This window comes from Phytopseudomonas dryadis, assembly GCF_004327355.1.
Lineage (GTDB): Bacteria > Pseudomonadota > Gammaproteobacteria > Pseudomonadales > Pseudomonadaceae > Aquipseudomonas > Aquipseudomonas dryadis.
On record NZ_QJUM01000023.1, the window covers coordinates 79,027 to 101,594 of the forward strand.

At 68.8% G+C, this 22,568-nt stretch carries 15 protein-coding genes; all 15 read left to right on the plus strand.

Features of this window, described 5'->3' with window-relative positions:
• Positions 1-2: 2 nt before the first annotated feature.
• Positions 3-1,553: a type II and III secretion system protein family protein gene (locus DNK34_RS18645; RefSeq protein ID WP_165497329.1), complete on the plus strand. Its 1,551-nt coding sequence runs from the start codon at positions 3-5 to the stop codon at positions 1,551-1,553.
• A gap of 11 nt (positions 1,554-1,564) precedes the next feature.
• A complete protein-coding gene (locus tag DNK34_RS18650; protein WP_131176618.1) occupies positions 1,565-2,215 on the plus strand; it encodes a CpaD family pilus assembly lipoprotein in 651 nt (216 codons plus the stop codon).
• Positions 2,216-2,246: 31 nt separating this feature from the next.
• Positions 2,247-3,476 carry a CpaE/TadZ family protein gene (locus tag DNK34_RS18655; protein ID WP_131176619.1) on the plus strand — a complete coding sequence of 410 codons (1,230 nt, stop codon included), beginning with the start codon at positions 2,247-2,249 and terminating at the stop codon, positions 3,474-3,476.
• A gap of 13 nt (positions 3,477-3,489) precedes the next feature.
• The gene (locus DNK34_RS18660) at positions 3,490-4,857 is read left to right on the plus strand and encodes a TadA family conjugal transfer-associated ATPase (protein WP_131176620.1); all 1,368 of its coding nucleotides are present in this window, start codon (positions 3,490-3,492) and stop codon (positions 4,855-4,857) included.
• On the plus strand, positions 4,857-5,846 hold the full coding sequence (locus DNK34_RS18665) for a type II secretion system F family protein (protein WP_207401612.1): 990 nt from the start codon (positions 4,857-4,859) through the stop codon (positions 5,844-5,846). The genes DNK34_RS18660 and DNK34_RS18665 overlap by 1 nt, the downstream gene beginning before the upstream one ends.
• Positions 5,843-6,841, plus strand: coding sequence for a type II secretion system F family protein (locus DNK34_RS18670; RefSeq protein ID WP_131176621.1), 999 nt, complete (start codon positions 5,843-5,845; stop codon positions 6,839-6,841). The genes DNK34_RS18665 and DNK34_RS18670 overlap by 4 nt, the downstream gene beginning before the upstream one ends.
• A gap of 14 nt (positions 6,842-6,855) precedes the next feature.
• The gene (locus tag DNK34_RS18675) at positions 6,856-7,707 is read left to right on the plus strand and encodes a tetratricopeptide repeat protein (RefSeq protein ID WP_165497330.1); all 852 of its coding nucleotides are present in this window, start codon (positions 6,856-6,858) and stop codon (positions 7,705-7,707) included.
• A 3-nt stretch (positions 7,708-7,710) separates the two neighbouring features.
• The gene (locus tag DNK34_RS18680; protein ID WP_131176623.1) at positions 7,711-8,226 is read left to right on the plus strand and encodes a TadE/TadG family type IV pilus assembly protein; all 516 of its coding nucleotides are present in this window, start codon (positions 7,711-7,713) and stop codon (positions 8,224-8,226) included.
• Entirely contained in the window at positions 8,223-8,801 is a 579-nt protein-coding gene (locus tag DNK34_RS18685; RefSeq protein ID WP_131176624.1) for a TadE/TadG family type IV pilus assembly protein, read from the plus strand. The genes DNK34_RS18680 and DNK34_RS18685 overlap by 4 nt, the downstream gene beginning before the upstream one ends.
• Positions 8,802-8,892: 91 nt before the next feature.
• Positions 8,893-9,342, plus strand: coding sequence for a YbaN family protein (locus tag DNK34_RS18690; RefSeq protein ID WP_131176625.1), 450 nt, complete (start codon positions 8,893-8,895; stop codon positions 9,340-9,342).
• A 450-nt stretch (positions 9,343-9,792) separates the two neighbouring features.
• Complete coding sequence (locus DNK34_RS18695) at positions 9,793-11,337, plus strand: hypothetical protein (RefSeq protein ID WP_131176626.1); 1,545 nt, start codon at positions 9,793-9,795, stop codon at positions 11,335-11,337.
• Between the two features lie 37 nt (positions 11,338-11,374).
• Positions 11,375-18,697, plus strand: a complete 7,323-nt coding sequence (locus tag DNK34_RS18700) for a putative Ig domain-containing protein (RefSeq protein WP_131176627.1) — start codon at positions 11,375-11,377, stop codon at positions 18,695-18,697.
• Between the two features lie 23 nt (positions 18,698-18,720).
• Complete coding sequence (locus DNK34_RS18705) at positions 18,721-20,424, plus strand: TolC family protein (RefSeq protein ID WP_131176628.1); 1,704 nt, start codon at positions 18,721-18,723, stop codon at positions 20,422-20,424.
• The gene (locus DNK34_RS18710) at positions 20,414-21,184 is read left to right on the plus strand and encodes an efflux RND transporter periplasmic adaptor subunit (RefSeq protein ID WP_131176629.1); all 771 of its coding nucleotides are present in this window, start codon (positions 20,414-20,416) and stop codon (positions 21,182-21,184) included. Before DNK34_RS18705 ends, DNK34_RS18710 begins: the two co-directional genes overlap by 11 nt.
• Positions 21,181-22,536, plus strand: coding sequence for an efflux RND transporter periplasmic adaptor subunit (locus DNK34_RS18715; protein WP_131176630.1), 1,356 nt, complete (start codon positions 21,181-21,183; stop codon positions 22,534-22,536). Before DNK34_RS18710 ends, DNK34_RS18715 begins: the two co-directional genes overlap by 4 nt.
• Positions 22,537-22,568 lie beyond the last annotated feature (32 nt).

Sequence of the window (22,568 nt, forward strand, 5' to 3'; positions counted from 1 at the left end):
AAATGAAGTTCGCGTACAACCCTCTCGCCCTGTCGCTGGCCTGCCTGCTTACAGCGGGCAGCCTGACTCCCGCACTCGCCCAGGCGGCCCAGGAAGACGACCTGCCGGTGGCAGAACCTGCCGACTACAACCCGGACCTGGACCTGGCCTTCGCGCGCGAGTACTACGCCCAGAACGGCCTGGCCGCAGCCGCCGAGCCCAGCGTGCCGACACCGCAGCCGGCGCCACGCAAGGTGCGCCGGAAACTGGTGCAGGTCGAGGAAACCGAGACCGTGCAACTGATGCTCAACCAGGGCCGCCTGCTGCAGTTGCCCCGCGCCGCGGCCAACATCATGGTGGCCAATCCGGAAATCGCCAGCTACCAGGTGCCCACGCCGGGTAGCGTCTTCGTCTTCGCCAAGGCCCCCGGCACCACGACCCTCTATGCCCTGGATGCCAATGACGAGGTGATCTCGGCGATTCGCCTGGTGGCCAGCCAGGACATGGCCGCCCTCGGCCGCCTCAGCGAGCAGTTGGCCAACGAAATCCCCGGTTCCCAGGTGGAGTTCGTCCCCTCCGGCAGCAGCCTGATCGTGCGCGGCAGCGTGCGCACGCCGCAGCAGGCCAAACAGGTCATGGACAGCGTGGAAGCCAACCTCGGCGCCGAATCCAGCCGGGCTGGCGCCAATGGCGCCGCCGGCGGCGCGCCCGCCCAAGGTGCCCAGGGCCGCGCGCCGAGGGTGATCAACCAGTTGAAAGTCGAGCTGTCCGCCCAGGTCAATATCAGCGTACGCATCGTCGAAGTCTCGCGCAGCCTGACGTCCTCACTGGGCCTGAACTGGGATATCGCGCTGAAGGATGGCAACTACTTCCTGCGCAACGGCACCTCGCTGTTCGACGCCACTACCGGCGCCTTCAGCGGCTCCAGCGTGACCAATGCCGTGGCCGGCGGCTTCCACCGCAACGGCTCGACCACCGTGGCCGGCCTGCTCACGGCATTGTCGAACGACGGCCTGGCCACCGTGCTGGCCGAGCCCAACCTGACCGCCATGTCCGGAGAAACCGCGGGTTTCGCTGCCGGCGGCGAGGTACCGATCGTCATCGTCACCAACAACCAGGTAACCATCGACTTCAAGCAGTACGGGGTGATCATGCGCATGACCCCGACCCTGCTGTCGCCCAAGCGTATCAGCCTGCACGTCGCCCCGGAGGTCAGCGACCTCTCCGATGAAGGTTCGGTGACCCTGGAGGGCTTCACCATTCCCGCGTTCAAGGTACGTCGCGCCGATACCACGGTGGAACTGGCCAGCGGCCAGAGCTTCGCCCTCGCCGGCATGCTGCGCAGCAACATCAGCCAGCAGGTCAGCAACGTTCCCGGCCTGAAGAGCATTCCCGGCCTCGGCAGGCTGTTCGAGACCGAGACCAGCGACCAGGAAGATACCGAACTGGTGATCATCGCCACCGCCTACGTGGTCGAGCCCACCGCCCCCGGCGACCTGCAGACCCCCGGGCGTGGCATCCGTGCCCTCGACGCCCAGCTGCCTGCCCAGGCCACTGCCGGCTATCTGTTCTGAGGAGAACCGCCATGCCCCTTCGTCCCTTGCTGTCGCTCCTGGCGCTGGTCCTGTTGGCCAGTGGTTGCGACCGCCACGTCAACCAGTTGCGCGAAAGCCGCTTCGCGCCCTATGACACGGCGGCTCAGGCCAGGGTGGCGCCGTCCGCCCTGGTGGCGTCGCTGCAGGCCTCGGGTAACGGCAGTTTCACCGCCGACTCCCTGGCCAACCTCAACACCCTGTTGCGCGCCCAGGGCCGTCTGTCACGGCAGACCCTGACCCTGCAGCCCTACACCCCCACCGGCGAACGCCTGGCCGCACGCCTGGCCGACGTGCTGCGCGAACAGGGCGCGCCAGCCGATCAGGTAATCGTCATGCCATCGCGGCTGGAAGCCGCGAGCGCCAGCGACTGGGACCTGCAGGTGGTCTCCGAGGCCCTGGTGGTCACGGTGCCGGACTGCAGCATCGCCGACCCGAAAGCCTGGACGGTCAAACCCTATGAGGCGGTCGGTCCCCTGGGATGCGCCAACCGCGCCAACATCGCCCGCATGGTCTCCGATCCCCGCGACCTGATGCGCCCGCAAACGCTGGACGCCGGCGACGGCATGGCGGCGGTGAACGCCGTTGGCCGCTACCACGATGACGAGATCCGCGAACTGCTCGACATCGACTTCCAGGACTAAGCCCACCGGCTGGCGCAAAGAGAACCGCGACATGAATGACACCTCGCTGAACACACGCCAGACTCCGGCGGACCTGATGCTGTTCGCCGCCGACGGCGAGCAGGCCAGCCACTATGGCCAGCACCTGGCCCGCCTCGGCAGCACGGCCGCTCAGGCCCGTGCCGGCGGTCTGGCCGCCGCCATCGACTGGAGCCGCCGCCATCCGTCCCCGGAGATACTGCTGGTCGACCTCGATGGCGACCCGCTGCCCCTGCAATCGCTCGCCGAATTGAGCGAAGTCTGCGACCCGGCCTGCCACATCATCGCCCTGGGCGGCAAACAGGATGTCGACCTGTACCGCAGCCTGCTGCACAGCGGCGTATTCGACTACCTGCTCAAGCCGGTATCGCTGGATCTGCTGGCCAGCACCCTGGCTCGCGCCCGCGGCGTCGGCCACGGCGATCCCCACGGCGTGCGCAGCGGGCGTACCATCGCCGTCACCGGCAGTTCCGGCGGCTGCGGCACCAGCACCGTGGTCGCCGGCCTCGGCCTGCTGCTGTCGCAACAGCGCCACACCGCCACCGCGGTGGTCGACTTCGACCGCAGCAACGGCGACCAGAACCTGCTGCTCGGCTACGACGGCGAAGCCGGCCTGGCCGGCGCCCTGTCCAGCAGCGAGATCGACACCCGCCTGCTGCAACGGGCCATGGGCCGGATCAACGAACGCCTGCACCTGCTCGCCCAGGCCCCGCTACTGCGCAACGCCGCAGCGTTCGACAGCGAACACCTGCTCGACCTCGGCGGCAACCTGTGCCGCCTGTTCAATCAGGTGATCTGGGATCTGCCGGCCGGCTGCCCGCCCGGTAGCCTGGAGGTGCTGGCCCACGCCCAGACACGCATCCTGCTCACCGACCTGAGCGTGCAGGACGCGCGCAACCTGCATCGCCTGCTGCGCGAGATCGGTGACGAAAGCGAAGGCCAGCAACTGCTGGTGGTGGCCAATGCCGCACGCGACCATGCCGCGCCGGTGGTCGAACGCGCCCAGTTCGAGGACTTCATCGAGCGTCGCATCGACCTGCTGCTGCCGCATGCCGGCAACGCCCTGGCCACCAGCCTGCTCGCCGGGCCGCTGCGACTGGAGGGCGCGCCGGCCTTCCAGAATGCCCTGCTGGAGCTGGCCGACCTGGCCACCGGGCACACGCCGAAACGCAACGCCAGCGTCTCGGGCAGCCTGATCGCCCGCCTCAAACAGGCCCTGAACCGTCAGCGGCCCGCGGCCTGAGAGGAACCTGCCCATGCTCATCCGCCACCCCAACAGAATCCGCGAACCGCGCAAGCCCGTCGCCGCGCAGCCGGCCGTCGAATCCACCCAGGAGATTCGCGCCACCAGCGTGCAGCGCAACGCCCAGGCCCGTCCCGGCGACAGCCTCGGCGCCCAGCATCGCAAGCTGATCCGCGGCTACCTGTACGACCAGATCGACCCGCTGAAGGCGGCGGCCATGGGCCGCGACAAGCTGCGCGGGCAGATCGAGACGCTGATCCGGCGCATCTGCGACGACAACCGCCTGCAGCTGTCGCGCCAGGAAGAGGAAACCATCGCCGAGGAAATGCTCAACGAGATGGTCGGCATCGGCCCCATCGAGCCACTGCTGGCCGACGATTCGGTGAACGACATCCTGGTCAACGGCGCCGGCCAGGTGTTCGTCGAACGCTTCGGCAAGCTGGAACTGTCGTCGATCACCTTCGTCGACGAAGAGCACGTGTTCAACACCGCCCAGCGCATCGCCGCGGCGGTGGGCCGGCGCATCGACGAGAGCCACCCGATGGTCGACGCGCGCCTGGCCGACGGTAGCCGGGTCAACGTCATCACCTACCCGCTGGCGATCGACGGCACCACCATCTCGATCCGCAAGTTCATGCGCCGCAACATGTCCCTGGAGAACCTCGCCGAGCGCGGCGCGTTGTCCATGGAGATGGTCGAGGTGTTGCGCCGGGCCATGGTCGCCAAGCTCAACATCATCGTCTCCGGCGGTACCGGCGCGGGCAAGACCACCCTGCTCAACGCCCTGTCGCAGAAGATCAGCGATGAAGACCGGATCATCACCATCGAGGACGCCGCCGAGCTGCAACTGCAGCAGATCCACGTGGTACGCCTGGAAACCCGCCCGGTCAGCGCCGAGGGCACCGGCAAGGTCGACCAGCGCGACCTGGTGCGCAACGCCCTGCGCATGCGCCCGGACCGCATCATCCTCGGCGAGGTGCGCGGCGGCGAGAGCTTCGACATGCTGCAGGCGATGAACACCGGCCACGACGGCTCGCTGTGCACGGTACACGCCAATACCCCGCGCGACGCCATCATGCGCCTGGAGAACATGGTGATGATGGCCAGCATGCAGTTGCCGCTGGAAGCCATCCGCCGGCAGATCGCCAGCGCGGTGAACCTGATCGTGCAGGTCGAGCGCATGCGCGACGGCGGCCGCCGCATCGTCTCGATCACCGAGGTCTGCGGCATGGAGAACGACGTGATCCAGAGCCAGGAGCTGTTCGCCTTCAAGACCAGCAGCATCGACGCCCAGGGCCGCCTGGCCGGCCAGTACCTCGCCAGCGGCCAGCGCCCGCAGTTCTACGCCAGCCACGCCCACCTGTTCGAGGGCCAGCACTGATGGACGCGGTACTCGACCTGCTGACCCTGCTGGTATTCGTCGCGGTGATCCTCGCCGTGCTCGCCGCGCGCAGCCTGTCCGGCCGCGGGCAGAACGACAAGGCGGTGACGCAGCGCCTGCGGCAGCTCAAGGAAGCGCTGGACGGCCCGCGCCAGCACACGGGCGACCGGCCAACGGTCGAGGGCATCCTGCTCGATATGCAACGCACGCCGTTCGCCGAGCTGCCCGTGCTCGGCCCGCGCATCGCCCGGGTCTGGCTGGGCCTCAGCGTGCTGGGCTGGCAGAACAATCTGGGCATGCGCGTGGCGCTGACCGCCCTGGCCAGCCTGATGATCGGCGTGCTGCTCGGCCGCGAGACGCCCTTGCCGTTGCTCGCCGGCCTGCTGCTGAGCCTGCTGGCGTTCGTCGTGCTGGCGATGCTGGGCTATCGCAACGGCATGGCCAAGCACCTGCGCGAGCTCAGGCAGAGCCTGCCGGAGGCCATCGACGCGGTGACCCGCACCGCACGGGCGGGGGTGCCGGTGAGCAACGCCTTCGCCCTGGTCGGGCCGAACCTGTCCGGGCCGCTGGCCCTGGAGTTCGCCCTGATCGACAACTGGCTGCGCCTCGGCGTACCGCTGCGCCAGGCCATGCAGGATTCGGCGCGGCGCATTCCGCTCAACGAATACCGCTTCTTCGCGGTGATCCTGATCATCAACCAGGAAGCCGGCGGACGCCTGGGCGAAACCCTGGACCGGCTGTCCACCACCCTGCGCGACCGCCAGGAACTGCACCTGAAGATCCAGGCCAAGACCTCCGAGGCCCGCGCCTCGGCGAAGATCGTCGCCTCCCTGGTGCCCTTCGCCCTGGGCTACATGTACCTCAACTCGCCCAAGGACTTTCACTTCCTGCTGAACGATCCCACCGGCAACGTCGTGCTGTTCTACGCCTTCGGCAGCGTGGCCCTGGGCCTGACGCTCACCCACCTGATGGTCAGGAGGGTGTCATGAACAGTTGGCTCGACGAGCCCATGGCCAGCGTTGCCCTGGCCATCCTGCTGGCCGGTGTCGGCCTGCTGCTGATCGCCCTGCATCAGCGGCGCCGCCCGGTTGCCCTGCGCGAGCGCCTGCAACCCGGCACTCAACGCACCACCCGGCAAGGCGCCACCCAGCGGGGTGCCGCCCAGCGGGATGCCGCCCAAAGCAACGATATCCTGCGCCAGCAAGGCCTGCAGTTGCCGCCGCGCCTGCTGGCCCTGCTGCTGCCGTTGGCGCGCTTCGGCGAAAGCCTCTCCGGCACCGAGCACGATCGGCACACGCTGCGCCGCCTGCTGGCCATGGCCGGCCTGCGCAGCCAGGAAGCCCTCGGCCTGCTGATGGTCGGCAAGTATGCCCTCGGTCTGCTGCTGGCCGGCGTGGTGCTGTTCGGCGTCCTGGAACCCGGCTCGCGCCTGGGTCTCAACGGCCTGGCCGGTGGCCTGATCGCCCTGTTCGTCGGCACCACCCTGCCGGAGGTCTGGCTCAAGCTGCGCAGCGCCCGGCGCGGCGAGCGCCTGGAGCGCAGCCTGCCGGACGGCCTCGACCTGATGGTGATCTGCGCCGAGGCCGGCCTGCCCCTGGGCCGGGTGCTGCAAGTGGTGTCCAAGGAACTGACCCTGTCCGCCCCGGAGCTGGCCGACGAACTGCGCTACACCTACGCCGAACTGCAGATCCTCAGCGACCGCCCGCGCGCCCTGCTCAACCTCGCCGAACGCACCGGCGCCAAAGGCATCGAGAGCATGGTCGCCACCCTGATCCAGGCCGAACGCTACGGCACCCCGCTGTCCCAGGCCCTGCGCACCATTTCCGAGGAAAGCCGCAAGACCCTGATCCTCACCCTGGAGGAACGCGCCGGCAAGCTGCCCGCCCAGCTCAGCGTGCCCCTGATGACCCTGATCCTGCCCCCTATCGTGGCGATGATGGGCGCACCGGCCATGGTGCGCGTCATCCGCCTGCTCAGCCAATGACACGAGAATCCGCCATGCCCGCCTATCGTCCCGTCCTGCTGCCTGCCCTGTTCGCACTGCTGCTCAGCGGCTGTGCCGGCATCGCGCCGTTGTCCTCACAGGCGCCCCTCGGCAAGGAGGCGCGCGAGGCCCTGAAACTGGCCCACACCCTGCGCGACAACCAGCGCCTGCAGGCAGCCCACGAGGTCTATGCGCGCATGGACGAACGCGGCCAGCTGGATGGCAGCTACCTGCTGGAATACGCCACGGTCGCCGCCGCGGTGCGCCCGCCCCAGGAAGCCCTGGCGCTGTACGAACGGGCACGCCTGAGCCTGGGCGGCGACATCCAGGCCATGCCCGCCGAGCAACGCCTGGCACTGTGCAACGGCGTCGGCCGCGCACACCTGGCGCTCGGCCGGGCGCAGCGGGCCGAAGGGGATTTCCGTTGCGCGCTCGAGACCGACTCCGCCAACCCGCAGGCGCACAACGGCCTGGGCGTGGCCCTGAACCTGCAGGGCCACGACGAACAGGCCCGCCAGCAGTTCGAACAGGCGCTGCACAGCGATCCCGGCTACAGTCCGGCACTGAACAACCTGGCCCTGTCCTGGCTGGCCAATGGCGACAGCAGCCAGGCCATCGGCCTGCTCAACCAGGCACGCGGACAAGGCGATATCTCGCTACAACTCAACCTCGCCCTGGCCTATGTGATTGCCGGCCATGACGACACGGCCAAGCGCGTCCTGCTCGACAACCTGGAAGAGGAGTACGCCACCCGGATTCTCGACGGATTCCGCGCCGCCCGGGAGCGGATTCAGGGCGGTGCGCCCCTGGCCAGCGAACTGCTGGCCGCCAGCCAGCAACCCCTGGCCCTGAAAGAGCGGGATTGAGCCATGCACCCGGCCAATCCCCGTGCGCTGCTGCGCCGACAGGACGGCGTCACCGCGGTGGAGACCGCGCTGATCCTGCCGGTGCTGCTGTTCGGCGTGATGATGATCTTCGAGCTGGCGCGTATCGCCCTGATGATCGGCGTCGGCAGCCTGTCCCTGGAACGCGCCCTGCAGGACTTCCGCCAGGATCGCGCGTTCTACCAACAGAGCCCGGACACCCTGCAGGAGGCCATCGAGACGCGCCTGGTGGAAGGTTCCTACGGGTTGCTCGACGAGAGCGAGCTACAGGTTGACCTGCTGGCCTTCGACAACCTGCGCCAGTTCGGTGGCGGCGAAGCCGATGCCGAACTCGACGCCGCCGATGCCTCGCCTCCGGTACTCAGCGTCACCGTCGACATGAGCCAGCGCTTCATCACGCCGCTGCCGGCGCTGTTCGGTCTCGGCGACGCCTTCCAGTACCAGTACCGGCAACTGCTCGGCAACCTGACCAGCGAAAGCGAAACGGAGTCGGAAGAATGAGAGCGGCACCCGGCAAGCAGCGCGGCAACGCCCTGGTGGAAAGCGCCCTCTCCCTGCCACTGCTGATCGGCGCGGCGCTGTTGATCGGCGACTTGTACAACATCAGCCTGGCCCGTGCGCATCTGGAGCAGTCGGCCACGACCATCGCCAATACCCTGTCCATGCAGAACCGCCTGGACCGCGACGGCCTGCAGGCCCTCATCGACCAGGCGGCAAGCCCCGATATCCTCGGCGACTACGAATTGCTGATCAGCAAGGTCGGCATCGACCGCAGCATGTCCTGGAAACCCTTGCGCCGCGGCAGCGCGGAAGGGCTGTGCCCCGAATACGCGGAAGGCGATCGCTACACCGGCGAATTGCCGGAAGAACGAACGGCCGCGGACGATGACCAGACACTGCTCGACACCTCATTGCTGGTGGTGCAGCTGTGCCGCAACAGCGACGACCTGGCGCTCAGCAATGGCCTGCTGCAGGACAAGGACATGCAGGCCATCGCCTTCGGCCGCATGCTCTACAACACTGTCGAACTGGACCAGGCGCTGAGCGAGGAAGCCGGCGTGGACGACGAAGAGTGAGCACTGGCCGCCGGCGAACATGAAGACCTTTTAACTTGCTGGCCGCTGCCCCTGCCCTTTTACTGCGCGCTCGTTCCAACGGACCCTCAGCATGCCTGCCCATCCCACTCAGCACCCCGGCGACCCCAGCCAGGCCAACGCGTCAGACCGTCTCAAACGCCTGGCCTACCTGCTGCTGGCCTACCTGAGCCTGGGCTGCGCGATTCTCGGCGTGATCCTGCCCGGTCTGCCCGCCACCGAATTCGTCCTGCTGGCCGCCTGGGCCTCGGCCAAGAGCTCGCCGCGCCTGCATCACTGGCTGCAGCGACATCGCCTGTTCGGCCCCCTGCTGCGCGACTGGCGGGCCGGCCTGGTGGCGCGCCGCAGCAAGTGGATCGCCAGCCTGAGCATGCTGCTGTGCTTCAGCCTGCTGCTCTGGCACCAGCCACCGCTGTGGCTGCTGCTGTCGGCCGGCGCCGGCATGGCATGCGGCGCCGGGTGGCTGTGGTCGCGGGCAGAACCGCCACGACCGGCCGATGCAGGCCTGGAACGCAGCCGCTAGGGCAATGCTGATCGGATAAGGTTTTTCGCCAGAACAGGCTTTTCGCAGGGGCAGCAGGCGTGCCTGCAGACCAGCGGCAAACCGCCGCCCCTGCAGGAGCGTCGCCCCCGGCGCGATGCGATGGCGGCCATGCTGCAAGAATCGCGGTATGGCCACGATTCGCTGCGGGGGCGCGGCTCCTACAGCCCGCAAGGCGTACTCCGGCAGCAGGCTGCATGCAATGGCCGCGGCCATGCCGCGCGTTGCGTCGAGGCCGCATCGCCGTCTGACGCAGCCCCTCATTAAGCATTCTTAATGAAGCGGTGATTGCTGGATATTGGGAATTATTCTTATCTTTGTTCGCCTTTGAAATCCCATGCTCCGATACAGCCTACGGTAAGGTCGAACCCGCTCAATGACACAGCATTTGCCACCACGTCCGTCGTTCGGCCTGTCCCTGGGTGAGCAATCATGATCCGCCGCCGGCAGCAGCGCGGCAGCGTCGCCCCGTTCATGGTGCTGGCCATCGGCGGCGCCCTGCTGGCCACCGCCTATACCCTGGATACCAGCCGCATGACCAACAGCGCCGGGCAGGTCAAGCGCGCCACCGACGCCGCCGCCATGGCGGTGGGCAACGAGCGCCTGATCAACGGCGACCAGCCGCTGGAAACGCTGCAAGTGCTGGCCGAAGGCTACGTGCTCAACAACCTGGGCATGGACAGCACCCTGGGCGAGCAGATCGGCCGCGAGAACATCGTCCTCAGCCAGACGAGCGACGACCAGCAGCGTCTGCGCTACACGGTCGAAGTGACCTTCGAGGCCAACCCGGAGCTGCTCGGCGGCGAGGTGAAACGGATCAGCGTGCACTCCACCGTCGAGGTGGTCGCCCGCGCCACCGAGATCGCCCTGATGCTGCCCAACACCCTCTCCGAGAATTCGACCGAACTGGCCGCCCTGCGCCGCCTGGCCAAGGATTTCGCCGTGCGCATGCTGGGAACCGACGGCGACAGCGACCAGCGCGTCTGGATCTCCCTGGTGCCCTACGGCCAGGCGGTCAACGTCTTCGACATCGAAGGCGGCCGGCAGGCCAGCATCGCCAGGCTGCGCCGCTGGGCGACGGGCCTGGCCATCAGCCCGGTGGAGCTGACCTCGCTGTTCCGCACGGGCAAGGCCAGCAGCCTGGCCGACGCGCGCATGCCCGACCTCGCCTCCGACCTGATGTGCATGAACCGCGGCCTGAACCCTGGCCAGAACTATTTCTGGGATCAGTCGCCCAGCGGGCAATTCACCCGGGTCTACTACCGCGCCGACCTGCCCGAAAATACCCCCGGCGCCAAATGGCTCAGCTGGGTCGGCCCCAATCCGACCTTCGGCCAGGCCAGCGGCACCAACGACACCCGCTTCATCGTCGCCGACAAGGGCTGCCCCACCGCCGCCGTACTGCCGCTGACCAACGACGTCGACGCGCTCGAGGAGCGCCTGGCCCTGATGGACACCGGCTTCAACGTCAACTACGCCATCGGCATGGGCTGGGCCGCGCATGCCCTCTCGCCGGAAATGCGCGGCAGCAACGGCTGGGGCGACGAGGAACTGCCGCTGGACTTCGCCGAAGGCGAGCAGCAGAACGCCAAGATCATCGTCATGCTGGCCAATACCACTGGCGACTGGTTCGACACCGACAGCTACAACAGCGCCGTGGTAGGCGAGGCCATCGACGGGACGAGTGACTCCATCAGCATTGCCGCCCGCCGTTTCGAAAGTCTCTGCAACAGCTTCCGTCAGCGCAACCTCAAGTTCCACTTCATCGGCGTGCGTCCGGGAGACCCGATGGACTTCGGTCGCACCTTGTTCGACCGGGTCGCCGGCCCCGGCCTGCAGATCTGCACCCAGGGCACCGGCAGCATGACGTTCGCCAATGCCCCTACCTTCAACGAGGGCGAGGCGCAGATCGAAAACCTGCTCGCCGCCATCGCCGAGCAGATCAAGCACGAGTACTACGCCCGCCTGGTCGAGTGACCCGGGCCGTTTCCGCATTCCCTGACAGGACGCCACCATGACCACCACCCCGAACGCCCGCAAACGCATCAAGCGCACCGGACTGGCGCTTGCCCTGGAACCGCGCATCCTGCTCGACGCCGCCGCCGTCACCACCGTCGCCGATGTCGCCGCGCAGGTCGACGCCAGCGCCAGCGCGCCAGGCGCCAGCGCGACGCCGGTCGACACTACGCTCACCATCACCGACGGCACGGACAGCTTCCCGGCGGTGGATCTGTTCCAGAACGTCGCGGTCACGCTCGCCGGCGACAACGAGGGACTGGCGGACCTGGTGATCAGCGTGGATGCCAGCGGCGGCAACCAGGCGCTGGTGATCGACGGCACCGAGATCAGGCTGGAAACCGGCGCTGGAACCACCGAGAACTACTATGCCTACCAGGTCTCGGTCAGCGGCGGTACCACCACCATCACCCTGAGCATCGCCTCCGCCGCCGGCACAGCCACGGACGTCGAGACGCTGATCGACGGCATCGCCTACCGTGCGCTGGACAACACGGTGGCCAGCGGCGCCGTCACCGTGACCCTGCACAGCCTCAGCGACGAAGGTGGCCAGGTCGCCGACCTGAGCGCCATCAGCGCCAGCGTCAGCATCGACAACCGGATCAACGTCGCCCCGGTGCTGGACAGCGACGGCTCGCTGGAGGCGCGGGAAACCATCAGCCTCGACGAGCTGGGCATCGGCGACGGCAACGAAGTGGTCTACTCCGCCGACGGCCAGTACGCCTACGTGGCCGGCAGCAACGGCATCCAGGTGTTCGCCGTCAGCGATTCGGGCGCCTTGAGCGCCCTGCAGACCTTCACCAGCGACGACCTCGGCAACATCAGCCACATGGTCGTCAGCGGCGACGGCAAATCTATCTATACCCTGTCCGGTAATGGCAACGTGGTGCAATTGAGCCTCGCCGAGAACGGCGAGATCGTCGGCGCGACCACGGTCTCCACCCAGAACGGCAACGCCACCGGCGGGCTGGCGATCTCGGACGACGGCGCCTATGTCTATGTCAGCACCGAGTGGAACGACGTGGTCATCTTCGCCCGCGACACCGCCACCGGCGCCCTCGCCTACCTCGGCCGCGCCAGCGGCAACGGTGGCGGCCGCAGCGGCCTGATCGCCACCGCCGGCGACTACGTCTACGTGCTCTACTCCGGGGCCGGGGTCGTCCTCCCGGCCACCCTGGTGATCTACCAGCGCAACGCCGACGGGACGCTGAGCGAGCTCGGCAACGTTTCCGCCAGCGGGCTCAGCGTCAGCGTGGTGAACGCTAGCCTGGCGACGTCGGCGGACGGCCAGTACCTCTACGTCGGCGACCCCGGCACCGGCACTCTCGGCATCTACCGTTTCAGCGACGGCTCGCTGACCCTGCTCGACACGCTGGCGCTCGCCGGCGTCAGCGGCATCGCCCTGGACGACGACGGCGGCCTGCTCTACGTGGCGACCGCGGACGGCAGCGTCGTTATCTACCAGGTGGCCGACAATGGCAGCCTGAGCCTGGTCAGCAGCATCGCCGTCGACAACGCGGGCAGCGCCATCGCCGTCTCCGCCGATGGCCTGTCGATCCTGCTGGCCGGCAGCAGCGTCAGCCGCTACACCAGCCTGCTGAGCCTGAGCCAGGACAGCCCCCTGGCCTTCGCCGACGGGCTGACGCTCAGCGACGCCAACTACGCCGTGCTGAACGGCGGCGCGGGCAATTACAACGGCGCCAGCCTCACGGTCAGCGCCAGCGTCGCCACCGGCAGCTTCGGCCTGGAGAGCGGCAACGGGCTGGCGCTGTCGGGCAACAGCATCACCCTCGACGGCAGCGCCATCGCCAGCTTCAGCGCCAGCGGCGACACGCTGACCGTGACCTTCACCGCCGACGTCACCTCCGCGGTCGCCAACCAGGTGCTGCGACAGCTCACCTACGCCAACGCCAGCGCCGCCGCGGGCAGCCTGATCACCCTGAGCGTGCTCGGCAGCGACGGCAGCCTGAGCAGCAACGCCCAGACGCTGATGCTGCGCGTCAACGGCACGCCCCAGGTGAATGCCGAGGTCGCCAGCGACTATGCGCTGGACGCGGCCACCAGCGAGACCGGCTACAGCACCACCCTGCCCGCCGGGCTGTTCAGCGATGCCGACGGCGACAGCCTGAGCTGGAGCGTCAGCGGCCTGCCCGCGGGCCTCGCCTTCGACTCCGCCACCCGCAGCATCAGCGGCAGCACCACGGCCATCGGCACCTTCAGCCTGACGGTCACGGTCACGGACCTCTATGGCGCCAGCACCTCGCTGTCCCTGGACCTGGTGGTCGAACAGATCGCCAACCGCGCGCCGGAGGTCAACGGCGAGGCATCCACCACGCTCGCCCAGGCCACCGAAGGCAGCACCTACAGCGTCTCCCTGGCCGGCCTGTTCAGCGACGCCGACAGCCACTATGGCGACAGCCTGAGCTGGAGCATCAGCGGCCTGCCCGAGGGCCTGAGCTTCGACGCCGCCAGCCTGATCCTCTCCGGCACCACCAGCGCGGTGGGCGATTACACCATCAGCGTGACCGTCACCGACGAGCAGGGCGCCAGTGCCGAGCGCAGCCTGACGCTGCGGGTGATGACCCAGGCCGAAGCGGATAACAGCGCGCCGCAGCTGGGCACGGACGACATCGACCTGACCTATACCGCCGAAGGCGACCTCAGCGGTTTCAGTCAGAACGTCTACAGCCTGGAACTGTCATCCGACGACAGCACCCTGCTGATCGTAGGCAATGACTCAGGCGGACACACGGTGACGCCTGGCGGTAACAGCACGCTGTACGTCTACAGCCGTGACAGCGAAGGCAACCTGACACTGGTGCAGAAGTTCGTGCAGGGCACGAGCAATGACGGCGACGACAGTAACGGCATCGAAATCGACGGTCTGGACAGCGCCTCCTCGGCGGTGTATTCCGCCGACGGCCAGTACGTGTACCTGGTGGGCAAGAACAGTTCGGGCACCTACACCGTCACGACGCTGCAGGTGGGCGCGGACGGCACCCTCGCCGCCACCGGCCTGAGCGTCGAGATCGCCGATTCGTCCACCGTCCGGCAGATGGTGGTGTCGGACGACGGCAAGGCGCTCTACGTCGTATCCAACAGCTTTCTCTACGCTTATTCCACCGCCGATGACGGCTCGCTGAGCCTGCTCGGCAGCTACACCGACGGCATCAGCAGCGCCAACGCGCTGGCCATTGCCAATGGCGTGGTCTACGTGGCCGGCAGCTCCCGGGTCGCCATCTACACCGTCGGCGACGACGGTAGCCTGACCCATGCCACCACCTGGTCTGGCGGCAGTACCTTCATGCGCAGCATTGCCGCCACCGACAGCGGCTACGTCTATGTGTCACTTGGCACGAGCGGCATCCAGGTGCTGCACTACGACAAGGACAGCAATACCGTTACCAGCGCCGCCACCTACAACCCAGGACAGACCTGGGGCCTGTCGCTCTCATCCGACGGTTCCGCGCTGTATGCGGGCCTCAACGGCGGCAACATCCTCATGTTCCGCGTCAACGCCGATGGCACGCTGACGCCGTCCGCTACGCTGGGCACCAGCGGTGCGCAGGGCTTGCGCTACGCCATGTCCTCGGATGGTTCCTCCCTCTACTACGGCAGCTTCTGGAACGGCAAGGGCCTGGGCCAGATCAGCACCGCGGTGGTCGTCGCCTACACCGAAGGCACCACCCTCACCCCCGCCACCGGCCTGAGCCTCGCCGACGCCGACTACGACGCCCTGGCCGGCGGCGCCGGCAACTACAACGGCGCCAGCATCACCCTTGTCCGCGAAAACGGCGCCAACCCGGACGACAGCTTCGGCCTCGCCGAGGACAACGGCCTGACCCTGGCCGACGGTGTCATCTACCTCGACGGCAACGCCATCGCCACCTTCGCCAGCGAAGGCGGCGCGTTGACCATCACCTTCACCGCCGACGTCACCAGCGGTGTCGCCAACGCGGTCCTGCGGCAGATCAGCTACACCAATACCAGCGGCAACCCGGGCAGCGCCATCACCCTGGTGGCGTCCATCGCCGACCAGTACACCGCGTCCAGCATCGCCTTGCAGCTCGCCGTCACCGAGATCAACCAGGCGCCGCTCGCCAGCGGGGAAAGCTACGACCTCGCCGCAGCCAGCGCCGGCGAGCGCTACAGCGCGACCCTGCCGGCGACCCTGTTCAGCGACGCCGACGGCGACAGCCTGACCTGGAGCGTCTCCGGCCTGCCCGCCGGCCTGAGCTTCGACGCCGCCAGCCTCACCCTCTCCGGCAGCATCGCCAGCGCCGGCAGCTATACGCTGACCGTCACCGCAACCGATCCCTCCGGCGCGACGGCCAGCCGCGAACTCACCCTGACCGTCAGCGGGGAAGGCGGCGAGGACAGCGGCGATGGCGATAGCGATAGCGATAGCGATAGCGATAGCGATAGCGATAGCGATAGCGGCGACAGCGGGCTGACCTTCCCCGAGGTCGAACCGGCCGACGTGGACAGCAGCGAGCTGACCCTCGACAGCGTGATCGGCGACACCGGCGCCCGCGCCGCCGCCCTCGCGCCCGACGACAGCCAGCTCTACGTGGTCGGCGACGGCACCCTGCAGGTCTATGCCCGCGACAGCGCCAGCGGCGCCCTGACCCTGATCGACAGCCTGACCCTGAGCGACAGCGCCCTGGCCTCCGCCACCTCCATCGTGGTCTCCGCCGATGGCGGCCTGGTCTACGTCGCCGGCGACGACGGCAACAACATCGTCGTCTACACCCGCGACGCCGACAGCGGCGCACTGAGCAAACTGGCAACGCTGGACAGCAGCACCAGCGGCGACCTCGGCGGCATCACCGAACTGGCCGTTTCCAGCGATGGCCTGTCGCTCTACGCCTCCACCTCCGCCGGCAAGGTACTCGCCTTCCAGCGCGACCCGGCCGACGACAGCCTGACCCTGGTCGGCGCCTACGCCACCAACTCGAACGGCTGGGACGGCGGCTACAGCGTCACCGTCTCCGCCGACGGCAGCGCCGTCTACATCAGCGTGGGCAACGGCTGGCGCGTCTACGCCTTCACCCGCGACGCCGCCAGCGGCGCCCTCGGCGACGTGCGCGAGACCAGCAACAGCGTCGGCGGCAACGCCAAGGACGCGGCCGTCTCCCCCGACGGCAACTACCTCTACACCGTCAACTTCAGCCAGGGCTCCAGCAAGGTCGTCATCTACGCCGTCGGCAGCGACGGCAGCCTGACCGAGCTGGGCAGCATGGCCGCCGGCGTCAACCTCACCGACATCGCCGTCTCCGCCGACGGCCAGGCGGTCTACGCCCTCAGCGGCATCGGCGGCAACACCCTGATCGTCTACAGCCGCGACACCGCCACCGGCCTGCTCACCGAGGTCAGCCGCATCGCCAGCGAAGCCTTCGGCTCGACCCTCGGCGGCGCGTCCAACATCACCGTCTCCGCCGACGGCCGCTCCGTCTACGTGACCGACTCCGACTCCGGCGCCATCGTCGTGCTCTCCGCCCGCGATACCGACGAGAACAGTGGCGGCGGCGACACCACGCCCGTCGAGGTCATCCTCGAGGGCACCACCAACAGCTATACCGTGGGCGACGAGCCCATCCAGATCGTCGGCGACAGCAGCATCAAGGACAAGACAGGCACCTACCCCAATGCCGTGCTGACCATCGTGCGCGAGGGCGGCGCCAGCGCCGACGACGTCTTCAGCTACCGGGTCGAAAGCGCCGAGGAGAACGACTGGGGCTGGAGCTACGACAGCGCCACCCGGCAGTTCTCGCAGAACGGCGTCGTCGTGGCCACGGTCGACGACAGCGTCGCCGGCCAGTGGGTCATCACCTTCAGCGACAGCGCCACCTGGCCCCAGGTCGGCTCGGTGCTGCACCGCGTCGGCTACGCCAACACCGGCGACGGCGGCGACGGCGGCGACGGCGGCGAGAGCGTCACCCTCAGCGTGTCCTACAGCGATTCCGACGGCAACGGCGGCACGGCCACCACCACCATCGCCATCAACGCCGCGGAGGCGGGCAATAGCGTGCCGGTCGTCGGCGATAGCGACTACGCCCTCGCCGGTGCCAGCGCCGGCGAAGCCTACAGTGTCACCCTGCCCGAGACCCTGTTCAGCGATGCCGATGGCGATACCCTGGCCTGGAGCGTCGAGGGCCTGCCCGAGGGGCTGAGCTTCGATCCAGTCACGCGCAGCATTGCGGGCACACCGACCGCCGCCGGCGAGGTCGTGCTGACCCTCAAGGTCACCGATCCCGCCGGTGCCAGCGCCGAGCGCAACCTGACCCTGAGCGTGGCCGAGGCCGCCGCCGAGAACAGCGCGCCGGTCACCGGCGATGGCGACTACGCGCTGGCCGAAGCCAGCGCCGGCGAAGCCTACAGCGTCACCCTGCCCGAGAGCCTGTTCAGCGATGCCGATGGCGATACCCTGGCCTGGAGCGTCGAGGGCCTGCCCGAGGGGCTGAACTTCGATCCGGCCACGCGCAGCATTGCGGGCACACCGACCGCCGCCGGCGAGATCGTGCTGACCCTCAAGGTCACCGATCCCGCCGGTGCCAGCGCCGAACGCAGCCTGACCCTGGTCGTCGCCGGCGCCGCTGCAACGGAATCCGGCGATCCGGCAGCACCGGAACTGAGGACCGGCTTCCAGCCTCGCCCCGCCATCCCGGGCGGCTCCGGTTTCGGCGGCCCGGCCCTGGCCCCCGACCTCTTCGCGCTGGAAGGTTCGGCGGCGAACGAGCCGGCCCTGCTCCGCGCCAGCGGCAGCGGCCTGAGCGACGACCGCACGTCGCTGGCCCAGCAGCTCGCCGGCGCCGACCGGGTGCTGAGCGACAGCGGCTACCCGGGCTTCGACGGCGGCAGTTTCAGCTTCGTCGGCGGCACCCTGCGCGCCAGCGTCGAGCTGAACGGCGGCAGCGGCCGCAGCGTCAGCCTGAGCCTGCCCGGCGCGCTGCCCGATGGCGCCACGCCGCAACGCGTCACCCTGGCCAATGGCCTGCCGCTGCCGAGCTGGGCCGCGTTCGACGTGCGCAGCGGCGAGCTGCGCATCGACAGTGCGCGCCTGCAACGCGACGGCGTGCTGCGCCTGCTCCTGATCAGCCGCGATGCGGACGGCAGGGAACAGCGCACGCCGGTGGAAATCCGTGGCGAGGGCGTGCCCGACAAAGCCGCGCCGCCAACCGCGCCACAGGCCGAGTCGCTGCCCGAGCGCCTGCGCCAGGACAGCTCCGGCGCCCTGCTCAGCGAGGCCCTCGATCTGCTCGAGCAACTCAGTGACCTGGCTGGGGAGCCGGTCGCTGTCACTCCACGCCACATTGCCTGAACACTGCCAAGGATCTTCGATAAATGAACTGCAACGCTTTCAACCGCTCCACCCTGCGCCTGGCCATCGCTTGTGCCGCCATGGGCCTGTCCGCCTGTGCCATCACGCCGGAAGCACTCACCCCCGAGCAGCAACTGGCCGAAGCGCAGCAGGATCGCCGCGCCATGTTCGACAGCCAGGAACCGGTGACCCGCGCCATCAGCCTGGACGAGGCCATGGCCCGGGCCGTGAAGTACAACCTGCAGCAGCGCCTGGGCCTGATGCAGCGTGCGCTGGAAGACAACAGCCTGGCGGTCAGCAACCTCAACCTGCTGCCACAACTGGCCGCCACGGCCGGCTGGCGCGGACGCGACAACGTCGCCGGTTCGTCCAGCGAGTCGGTCACCACCGGCCAGGAGTCCCTCGAGCCGTCCACCAGCAGCGACCGCTCCAGCCGCGACGCCAACCTGCGCCTGTCGTGGAACGTGCTCGACTTCGGGGTCAGCTACTTCAGCGCCAAGGCCCAGGCCAACAAGGTGCTGGCCGCCGAGGAGGCGCGGCGCAAGGTGGTCGCCGACATCGTCCAGCAGGTGCGTGAAGCCTACTGGCAGGCGGCCAGCGCCGAGCGCCTGCAGCCGGAGGTGCAGCGTGCCCTGAGCGACGCCCGCGGTGCCCTGGAACAGGCGCGGCAGACCGAGCGCCAGCGCCTGGTGCCGCCGCTGGAATCGCTGCGCTACCAGAAGAGCCTGCTGGAAATGATCCGCCAGCTGGAAGTGGTGGAAGGCGAACTGGCCGTGTCCAAGGCGCGCCTGGCCAGCCTGATGAACCTGCCGCCAGCCACCCCGTTCAGCCTGGTACTGCCCAGCGATGCCAGCTACACCCAGCCGGGCCTGGCCTACAACCTGGCCGACCTGGAAGTCACCGCCATGACCCAGCGCCCGGAAATCCGCAGCGAAAGCTACCAGGCGCGCAACGCCGTGCTGGAAACCCGCGCCGCCATGCTCAAGCTGCTGCCCGGCGCCAACCTGTTCGTCGGCGCCAACTACGACAGCAACAGCTACCTGGTCAACGACAACTGGGCCGACGCCGGCATGCAGGTCAGCTGGAACCTGTTCAACGTGCTGGCCTACCCGGCCGTGAAGAAGACCGGCGAAGCCCGCCTGCAAGTCGCCGAACTGCGCCGCCAGGCCATGCGCATGGCGGTGCTCACCCAGGTCAACGTGGCCTGGCGCGAGTTCGAGCGCTCCAGCCAGGTGTTCGCCCGCTCCAACGAGCTGCAGCAGGTGCAGCGCGGCATCCTGCGGCAGAGCGAGAGCGCCTTCTCCAGCCAGGCGCAGAGCCGCCTGGAACGCGTGCGCACCGCCACCGAGACGGTGCTGGCCACGCGCACCCGCGACCGTGCCTTCGCCGAGCTGCAGGTCGCCCACGGCGCGGTGTACCAGGCCGCCGGCCTCGACCCGCTGCCGCAGCGCATCGCCGGCAGCAGCGTCGATGAGCTGACCCGCGCCATCGCCGGCAACGCCGTGCGCCTGAACCAGGGCCAGGGCGTGGTCCCGGCCGGCATCGCCGCCGCCCAGCAAAACGCCTACGGCGTGGCCACGCCCCAGGTCAGCGCCGCAGCGGCCACGCCGCTGGTCGCCCAGGCGGTGCAGGCGCAGCCCAGAACCCTGCGCCTGGATATGTGGGAAAGCCTCGGCTCGCTGCGCGGTGCCGAACTGGTTCCGCTGGAGCAGGTCAATGGCCGCTGACCGGGCGCTTGCCAGGGAGGGCCGCTGGTCCTCCATCCTGGCCATCCTGATCGCCACCGCGGCCAACTTCGCCCATGCCGATGAGCCGGGTGGCGAACTGCGCGTGCAGCTCAGCCCGATCCGCCAGACGGTGCTGTCCAGCGAGATCAGCGGCAAGCTCACCGAACTGACGATCAAGGAAGGCGAACGCTTCAAGGCAGGCCAGCGGCTGGCGGCCTTCGACTGCTCGGTGCAACGCGCCCAGCTCACCCGCAGCGAAGCCGCCCAGCGCGGGGCGCAGAAGAAACTGGACGTGGCCAAGCGCCTCGATGCCCTGGAATCCATCAGCCAGGCCGAGGTCGCCCAGGCCCAGGCCGACCTGGCCGTGGCCCAGGCGGACAGCGGCGTGGGCCGCGCCATGCTCGGGCGCTGCACCCTCGATGCGCCCTTCGCCGGGCGCGTTTCGCAGCGCATGGCGCAACGCTGGCAGCATGTCGCCGAAGGTACCGAGCTGCTGGCGATCTACGACGACAGCGCCTATCAACTGGAATTGATCGTGCCGTCGGCCTGGTTGTCCTGGCTGAAGGCCGGCGTCGATTTCGAGGTGCAACTGGATGAAACCGGGCAACGCTACCCGGCCCAGGTCGAACGCCTGGGCGCGGCCATCGACCCGCTCAGCCAGTCGCTCAAGGTCTTCGCCCGCATCACCGGCGACAGCGCCGGTCTGTTGCCGGGCATGAGCGGCGTGGCGCACCTGCAAGCGCCGACGGACGGCCCATGAACGCCAGCGTCGCGCCCCTGCACGACAAGCGTGCCGAACGCATGGCCGTGCTCTTGCAACTCGAACGGCGCGCCCGTGCCCAGGACGATGCCGCCAGCCTCGGCTTCCTGATGGTCAACGACACCCGTCAGTTGCTCGATTATCGGGAAGCCTTTCTCTGGCGCGCCGACAGCGGCCGCATCAGCGCCTGCTCCGGGCTCGCCCAGGTGGAGGCCAATGCGCCGCTGATGCTGTTTCTCGGCCGTCTGTGCCGGCACTGGGATCAGCAGCCCTGGGCCGGCGAAGTGCGCGAACTGGGCGTCGCCGACGCAGCGCCAGGGGCGCACGCCGAGTGGCAGGAATACCTGGCGCCGCAGCTGCTGCGGGTACCGCTGCAAAGCCGCGACGGCCGAGTGCTCGGCAGCCTGCTGCTCAACCGCGAACAGACGCTGGCGCGTTCGCAACGGGCCCTGCTCGAGCTGCTGCAGGACGCCTATGCCCACGCCTGGGCCAGCCTGCTCGGCGCCCGCCAACGCACGGCCGGCAGTCTGCTGCGCGTGCGCCCACGCCGGCTGCTGCTGGTGGCGGCAGCGCTGGCCCTGCTGCTGGCCCTGCTGCCGGTACACCAGACCGTCCTGGCGCCGGCCGAGGTCATGCCCCGTGAGCCGGCGGTGCTGCGCGCGCCCCAGCAGGCGGTGGTCGAACGTATCCTGGTGCAACCCAACCAGGCGGTGAAGAGCGGCGAGCCGCTGGTGCAACTGGACCGTCGCGAACTGGAAAGCCGTCTGGAATCGGCCCGGCAGACCCTGGCCGCGGCCGATGCGCAACTGCGCCAGACGCGTCAGCAGGCGCTGTTCGACGAGCGCGCCAAGGCCGCCCTGGCCGAGCTGATCACCCGCCGCGACCAGGCCCGCGCCGACCAGGCCTTCCTGCAGGACAGCCTGCAGCGCAGCCTGATCCTGGCGCCGCGCGATGGCGTGGCGATCTTCGACGACCCCAGCGACTGGATCGGCCGCCCGGTGACCCTGGGCGAGCGCATCATGCAGGTCGCCGACCCGCACGACACGCGCCTGGAAATCCAGTTGCCGGTGGCCGATGCCATCGCCCTGCAGCCCGGCGCCGAAGTGCTGCTGTTCCTCAACAGCCAGCCCGGCAGCCCCATGCCGGCCACGCTGCAGCGCTATGGCTACCGCGCCTCGGCGAGCGCGGACGGCAGCATGGCCTACCGCCTGCAGGCCGGTTTCGACCAGGCCGACCCGCGCCTGCGGGTCGGTCTCAAGGGCACGGCCAAGCTGTATGGCGAACGCACCCTGCTGATCAGCTACCTGCTGCGCCGGCCTTTGGCCGCGTTACGCGTCCACCTGGGCTGGTAGATGAGCCCCGCCCCTGTCTCTTATACACCTCT